The sequence below is a fragment of the Rhizobacter sp. P3_B12 genome, assembly GCF_056402895.1.
The window spans coordinates 1-7,061 of sequence record NZ_JBFUGN010000257.1; the positions used below are offsets into that span (position 1 = coordinate 1).

The following is a 7,061-nucleotide window of genomic DNA, read 5'->3' on the forward strand; positions in this document are numbered from 1 at the left end:
TGCGCCTGTCGGGCGCCGCCGTCGCCTGCAGCGGCCTGGCGCTGCCGGGCATTCCGTCCGCCGTCTGGGCCCAGGGCACGAACCGCCTGCAGGCGGCAGCCTCGGCCGCCGACCGCGTGCTGGTGCTGGTCGAGCTGAAGGGAGGCAACGACGGCCTGAACACCGTCGTGCCGTATGCCGATCCCGCGTACGCGGCGCTGCGGCCGACGCTCGCGCTGCCGCCCGCCGACCTGCTGCGGCTCGATGCCGCCCTCGGCCTGCATCCGGCGCTCGCACCGCTGATCCCCTTGTGGGAGAAGCACGAACTCGCGCTGCTGCTCGGCCTCGGCTACCCGCAGCCCAACCTGTCGCACTTCCGCTCGATCGAGATCTGGGACACCGCGTCGGCGGCACGCGAGTACCTCGACGAAGGCTGGGTGGCTCGCGCCTTCGATGCCGGGCTGCGCGGGCGAGGGCGCTTCACCGCCGAAGGCGTGGCCGTCGGCACCGCCGGGCTGGGCGCGCTGAGCGGCGCGCGCGCCGTCTCGCTGACCAGCGCCGAGGCCTTCGTCAACGAATCGCGCCTCGCGCGGCCGGCGGCCGTGCAGGGCAATGCGGCGCTCGCGCATGTGCTGAAGGTCGAGGCCGGCGTGCTGCAGGCGGCCGATGGCCTGCGCAACCCCGGTGCGCCGGCGTTGCGCACCGAGTTCCCGGCACACGGCTTCGGCCAGGCGGTGCGCGCCTGCTGCACGATCGTCGCCGGCCAGGCCGGGCGCGGCGGCGTGCCGGTGTTCCACCTGACGCACGGCAGCTTCGACACCCACCGCGGCCAGCTGCCCACGCATGCCGCGCTGCTGAAGCAGCTCGCCGAGGGCCTGGCCGCGTTGCGCGAAGGCCTGGTCGAGGCCGGCGCCTGGGACCGCACGCTGGTGCTGACGTATTCGGAGTTCGGCCGCCGCGCGCGCCAGAACCAGAGCGGCGGCACCGACCACGGCACCGCCGCGCCGCACTTCGCGATGGGCGGTGCGGTGCGCGGCGGCGTGATCGGCCGCATGCCCGACCTGCAACGACTGGACACCAATCAGAACCTGGTCCACACGGCAGATTTTCGGCAGGTCTATGCGACCATCGCGCAGCGCTGGTGGGGTGTCGATCCGCAGGTGGTGCTGAACGGGCGCTTCGATGCGCTGCCGTTCATCGCCGCCTGATCGGCTTGACCGGCCCACCGGTGGCATCCCACACACAAGGAGGATCCATGACGATTCAATCGAAGCTCTCGCCCCTGGCCGCCGTCGCGGCCTTTGCCGCCGCGCTGGCGGCCGAACCCGCACTGGCCGCCGAGCCGACGCCGTACAACGTGCTGAGCTTGTCGGCCAGCGCCACCGTCGAGGTCAACAAGGACCTGTTGAACGTGACGCTCAGCACCACCCGCGAGGGCACCGATGCCGGCACCGTGCAGGCGCAACTGAAGCAGGCACTCGACGCCGCGCTGGCCGAGGCCAAGCGCGTCGCGAAGCCGGGTGACATCGAGGTGCACACCGGCAACTTCTCGCTGTTCCCGCGCTACAGCCAGAAGGGCGGCATCAACGGCTGGCAGGGCACCGCCGAGCTGGTGGTCGAGGGCAAGGACATTCCCGGCATCGCCGCGCTCACCGCGAAGATCAGCACGCTGACGATCGCCCGCGTCGGCAGCAACCTGTCGCGCGAGCAACGCGAGAAGGTCGAGGCCGATGTCGCCGCGCAGGCCATCGCCCGCTACCGTGCGAAGGCGGCCGAGTACGCGAAGCAGTTCGGCTTCGCCAGCTACACGCTGCGCGAGATCAACATCGGCAGCAACGAACCGGTGATGTACGCCGCCGCGCCGATGGCCCGCATGAAGACGATGGGCGCCGCCGACGAGGCGCTGCCGGTCGAGCTGGGCAAGGGCAGCGTGACGGTCAGCGTCAACGGCTCGGTGGTGATGATCAAGGATCTGGCCAAGTGACCTCGCGGCGGCCGGCGCTCACTGCGCCGTCCAGCCGCCGTCCACCGCCCATGCCACGCCGCGCACGTTGTCGGCGGCGGCCGAGCACAGGAAGACCGCCAGGTCGCCCAGCTGCTGCGGCGTGACGAACTGCAGCGACGGCTGCTTCTCGCCCAGCAGCTCGCGCGAGGCCTGCTCCACCGCAATGCCCTCGCGCGCGGCCCGGTCGTCGATCTGCTTCTGCACCAGCGGCGTCAGCACCCAGCCGGGGCAGATCGCGTTCGACGTGATGCCGGTCTGCGCCGTCTCGAGTGCGATCGACTTGGTGAAGCCGACGATGCCATGCTTGGYGGCCACGTAGGCCGATTTCTGCGCCGACGCGACCAGCCCGTGCGCCGAGGCGATGTTGATGATGCGGCCCCAGTTGCGCGCGCGCATGCCGGGAATCGCCAGCCGCGTGGTGTGGAAGGCCGAGCTGAGGTTGATCGCGATGATCGCATCCCACTTGGCGGCGGGAAACTCCTCGACCGCGGCCACGTGCTGGATGCCGGCGTTGTTGACGAGGATGTCGACGCCGCCGAACTCGGCCTGCGCGTAGGCCATCATCGCCTCGATCTCGGCCGGCTTGCTCATGTCGGCACCGTGGTAGCCGGCCTTCACGCCGAGCGCAGCCACCTCGGCGCGCGCCGCCTCGAATTCGCCGAAGCCGTTGAGCACCACGTTGGCGCCCTGGCGCGCCAGGCACAGCGCGATGCCGTGGCCGATGCCGCTGGTGGAGCCGGTGACGAGGGCGGTTTTTCCTTTGAGCACGGTGGAGACCTCCAGGTTGATACAGTCCATTATCGAAGAGGAAGCCCGGCCCATGCATGAACCCCGCCTGAACCACGTGCAATGCCTCGACACCCGCGGCCTGCACCGCATGGCGTGGTGGGAGTGGGGCGACGCGGCCAACCCGCGCGTGCTGGTGTGCGTGCACGGCCTGTCGCGCCAGGGCCGCGACTTCGACACCTTCGCGCAGGCGATGCAGGGCGAGTACCGCGTGGTGTGCCCCGATGTCGTCGGGCGCGGYCAATCCGACCGGCTCGCCGACCCGATGGGCTACCAGATCCCCGCCTACGTGGCCGACATGGTCACGCTGCTCGCGCGGCTGAACGCCGGCACGCTGCACTGGGTCGGCACCTCGATGGGCGGGCTGATCGGCCTGGGGCTCGCGGCGCTGAAGCATTCGCCGGTGTCGAAGCTGGTGCTCAACGACGTCGGCCCGAGCATCGAGCCGGCGGCGCTGGCGCGCATCGGCACCTACCTCGGCCTGCCGGCGCGCTGGCGCAGCCTGGAGGAGGCGGCCGACGCGCTGTGGACCATCTCGCAGGGCTTCGGGCCGCACACCCGCGACCAATGGCTGGCGCTGACGCGGCCGATGCTGCGTGCCGACGCTGATGCCACTGGAGAGGGCTTCGTGCCGCACTACGATCCGCAGATCGCGCTGCCGTTCCGCGCCATCACGCCCGAGGCGGCACGCGCCGGCGAGGCCGTGCTGTGGGGCATGTACGACGCCATCGCCTGCCCGACGCTGCTGCTGCGTGGGGCCGACTCCGACCTGCTGACCCGCGCCACCGCGCAGGCGATGACGCAACGCGGCCCGCGGGCGCTGCTGCGCGAGTTCGACGGCGTCGGCCATGCGCCGATGCTGACCTCGCCCGAGCAGATCGCGGCCGTCCGGGAGTTCCTGCTGGCGTGAAGACCGGACTGCTCRACACCCACCAGGACGCGGCCCCGATCGTCCAGCTGGCCGCCGACACGGCCAGCGAGGCGGGCCGCGACGGCGAGGCTGCGCAGCTCGCACGCGCGCGCGCCTTCGCCGAGCCGCTGCTCGACGGCCAGGCGCTCGACACCGGTGAAGACGCGCTGGTGCATGCCGACGGCGTCGCCGCGATCCTGCAGGGCATCGGCGCCGCGCCGTCGATGCGCGCCGCCGCCTACCTGGTCTACGCGAGCGACTACCTCAGCAAGCCGGAGGAGGTCGTCAGCAAGGCCTTCGGCGCGTCGTACGCGAGCCTGGTGCTGCACACCCGCAAGCTGGTGCAGATCCAGCGCGCCGCGCGCGAGGCGAGGGTGCACGCCGAGCAGCGCGCCGAGCAGACCGAGCGGGTGCGCAAGATGCTGCTCGCGTTCTCGCGCGACCTGCGCGTGGTGCTGCTGCGCCTGGCCTCGCGGCTGCAGACGCTGCGCCACTTCGCGAGCAGCAAGCAGCCATGCCCGGCGGTGCTCGCGCGCGAATCGCTGCAGGTGTTCGCGCCGCTCGCCAACCGGCTGGGCATCTGGCAGATCAAGTGGGAGATGGAGGACCTGTCGTTCCGCTTCATCGAGCCGGTGCAGTACAAGAACGTCGCGCGGCTGCTCGACGAGAAGCGCGTCGAGCGCGAGCAGGGCGTCGAGGCCTTCCGCTGCCGGCTCGGCGAGGCACTGGCCGCGGCCGGGCTGCGCGCCGAGGTGCAGGGCCGGCCGAAGCACCTCTACAGCATCTGGAAGAAGATGCGCGGCAAGGGGCTGGACATCGACCGCGTGTTCGACGTGCGCGCGATGCGCGTGATCGTCGCCGACGTTCCCGACTGCTATGCGGTGCTGAGCCGCGTGCACGAGCTGTGGCCGCCGGTGCCGGGCGAGTTCGACGACTACATCGCGCGGCCGAAGGTGAACGGCTACCAGTCGCTGCACACCGTGGTGCAGGACGAGCACGGGCGGGCGGTCGAGGTGCAGATCCGCACGCGGGCGATGCACGAACACGCCGAGCACGGCGTGGCCGCGCACTGGGCCTACAAGGAGGCCGGCACCAAGGGCTATGCCGGCGTCAGCGCGAGCGGCGATTTCGACGCCCAGGTGGCCGAGGCGCGCAAGGCGGTGCTGCGGCAGCTGCTGGCGTGGGAGCGCGAGTTCATCGAAAGCGGCGACGAAGGCGGCGTCGAGCAGCGCAGCGAGCGCGCGGCGCCCGGCGCGGTGTTCGACGACCGCATCTACGTCTTCACGCCCGATGCCGCGGTGATCGAGCTGCCGGCCGGCGCGACGCCGATCGACTTCGCGTACACCGTGCACACCGACCTCGGCCACCGCTGCCGCGGCGCCAAGGTCGACGGCACGATGGTGCCGCTGAACACCCGGTTGCAGAGCGGGCAGACCGTCGAGGTGACGACGATCAAGGAAGGCGGGCCGTCGCTCGACTGGCTGAACGACAACCTGGGCTACCTGCAGAGCTCGCGCTCGAAGGCCAAGGTGCGGGCCTGGTTCAATGCGCTGGCGCTGCGCGACACCATCGCGCGCGGCCGCGAGGCGGTCGAGAAGCTGCTGCAGCGCGAGGGCAAGACGTCGATGAAGCTCGACGACCTGGCGGCGCAGCTTGGCTTCCGCCATGCCGAGGCGCTGTTCGAGGTGGTCGGCAAGGACGAGTTCTCGCTGCGCAACATCGAGGCGCTGCTGCGCCCGCCCGAACCGCAGCCCGACCCCGATGCGGTGATCACGCAGCGCCTGACCCGCCCCGAGGGCGAAGCGCCGAAGGGCGGCGTGCTGGTGGTGGGCGTCGAATCGCTGATGACCAGCCTGTCGCGCTGCTGCCGGCCGGCGCCGCCGGATGCGATCGGCGGCTACGTGACGCGCGGGCGCGGCGTGGCCATCCACCGCGCCGACTGCAGCAACTTCCGGCAGATGGCCGCGCGCAGCCCGGAGCGGGTGATCCAGGTCACCTGGGGCGAGCGGCGCGGCGACAAGCCCTCGCTGTACCCGGTCGACGTGCTGGTCGAGGCGGCCGACCGGCAGGGCCTGCTGCGCGACATCTCCGAGGTGTTCGCGAAGGAGAAGATGAACGTGACCGGCGTCAACACGCAGTCGGTGAAGGACGTGCGCGGCGGCACCGCGTGGATGACCTTCACCGTCGAGGTCGCCGATTCGGCCCGGCTGAACCAGGTGCTGGCGGCGGTGGACCGCATCGGCGGCGTGCGGAGTGCACGAAGGAAGTGAGTCGGTTGGCGAAGAAAATTCCGACCACGGCTGGATCCCAAAAAAACACATGCTATAGTCATGGACTCGGGCGATTAGCTCAGTGGTAGAGCGCCTCTTTGACGTGGAGGATGTCGGGAGTTCGACCCTCTCATCGCCCACCAAAACGTCTGGAAATCAGGGCCTGTTCCGAAAGGGACAGGCCCTTTTTCTATGGTCCTCTGAGGGCCCAGGAGATCCTTCATGGAGATGACCCCGCGCCGCCGCGAACTGATCGACGCCCACGTGGCCGAGACCCGCGTGCAGATGACCGAGCTGGCGTTCGAATTGAACGACCTCGTGCGCTTCGCGCTGTCGGCCGCCAAGCCCAAGGGCAACAAGGTCTACTACCCGATGGACCCGGTGAACGAGGGCATCCGCAACTGGAAGGACCTGCAGCGCAAGCTCGCGAAGCTCTCGGCGCGCGTCGATCAGGGCGTGGCGCGGCTGGGCGTGCAGCCCTTCGATCCGGAGGAGCCGGCGCAGGGCGATGCCGATTCCTGACGCCGGGCGGGGAGGGGAGGGTCACGGAGGTCGCCGCGAACCGGCCGAACGAGTTCATCTCGATCCGGCACCTCGGCTACATCGCCGACGGGGTTGAAGACACCGACAGCGAAGCCATCCGCGCCTGGGCGCCAGCCTACGAGAACGACACCTTCACGGCCACGCCGCAGGGAACGACGCTCACGGTCGACGAGGACATGAAGGATGAGTTCGATGGCATGGTGGAAACCTGGCCAAAGGCGCTGGGGACATTGAAGGCGCTGTGCGAGAGCGGGGGGCGGGGACGCCAAACCGGCTGGACGAGGTGGTCGCCCGGGTGTGGCCTGTAGTGCGAGTTCATGCGGCGGCACCGAAGGACAACAATCGACCCAAAGCGGAAGCTGGCTCMGGTTGAACAAGGTTCCGGAAAGCAGCCGTTCAACGTTGAACCTGAGCCCCAGGCGGCGGCCTGGCGACACGAGTCGGCTCGAGCGACAGGTTAGGCCTCATCTTCGGCATCACTGTCTGCATACTCCTCCCGTACCCAAGGATCCGCGGGTGACTTTCGGTAGGCTAGCCATCCGTCAGGCAGGTCGGCGAGTTGCATGAG

At 70.2% G+C, this 7,061-nt stretch carries 6 protein-coding genes and 1 tRNA gene; 6 read left to right on the forward strand and 1 reads right to left on the reverse strand.

Annotated elements, in window-relative coordinates:
• Positions 1 to 5 precede the first annotated feature (5 nt).
• Both AC1D01_RS15155 and AC1D01_RS15160 read left to right on the forward strand, forming a co-directional pair.
• A complete protein-coding gene (locus AC1D01_RS15155; RefSeq protein ID WP_477867594.1) occupies positions 6 to 1,187 on the forward strand; it encodes a DUF1501 domain-containing protein in 1,182 nt (393 codons plus the stop codon).
• A gap of 47 nt (positions 1,188 to 1,234) precedes the next feature.
• Positions 1,235 to 1,963: an SIMPL domain-containing protein gene (locus tag AC1D01_RS15160; protein ID WP_477867583.1), complete on the forward strand. Its 729-nt coding sequence runs from the start codon at positions 1,235 to 1,237 to the stop codon at positions 1,961 to 1,963.
• An 18-nt stretch (positions 1,964 to 1,981) separates the two neighbouring features.
• Here AC1D01_RS15160 and AC1D01_RS15165 read toward each other — a convergent pair whose 3' ends face one another.
• Positions 1,982 to 2,782 carry a 3-hydroxybutyrate dehydrogenase gene (locus tag AC1D01_RS15165; protein WP_477867585.1) on the reverse strand — a complete coding sequence of 267 codons (801 nt, stop codon included), beginning with the start codon at positions 2,780 to 2,782 and terminating at the stop codon, positions 1,982 to 1,984.
• A gap of 22 nt (positions 2,783 to 2,804) precedes the next feature.
• On the opposite strand from AC1D01_RS15165, the gene AC1D01_RS15170 reads away from it, so the two are divergent.
• From AC1D01_RS15170 to AC1D01_RS15185, 4 genes are all read left to right on the forward strand, one after another.
• Positions 2,805 to 3,680 carry an alpha/beta fold hydrolase gene (locus tag AC1D01_RS15170; RefSeq protein ID WP_477867588.1) on the forward strand — a complete coding sequence of 292 codons (876 nt, stop codon included), beginning with the start codon at positions 2,805 to 2,807 and terminating at the stop codon, positions 3,678 to 3,680.
• Positions 3,677 to 5,950, forward strand: coding sequence for a RelA/SpoT family protein (locus tag AC1D01_RS15175; protein ID WP_477867590.1), 2,274 nt, complete (start codon positions 3,677 to 3,679; stop codon positions 5,948 to 5,950). The genes AC1D01_RS15170 and AC1D01_RS15175 overlap by 4 nt, the downstream gene beginning before the upstream one ends.
• A gap of 68 nt (positions 5,951 to 6,018) precedes the next feature.
• Positions 6,019 to 6,093: transfer RNA gene (locus tag AC1D01_RS15180), tRNA-Val, on the forward strand.
• Positions 6,094 to 6,172: 79 nt separating this feature from the next.
• Positions 6,173 to 6,472 carry a hypothetical protein gene (locus AC1D01_RS15185; protein ID WP_477867592.1) on the forward strand — a complete coding sequence of 100 codons (300 nt, stop codon included), beginning with the start codon at positions 6,173 to 6,175 and terminating at the stop codon, positions 6,470 to 6,472.
• Positions 6,473 to 7,061 lie beyond the last annotated feature (589 nt).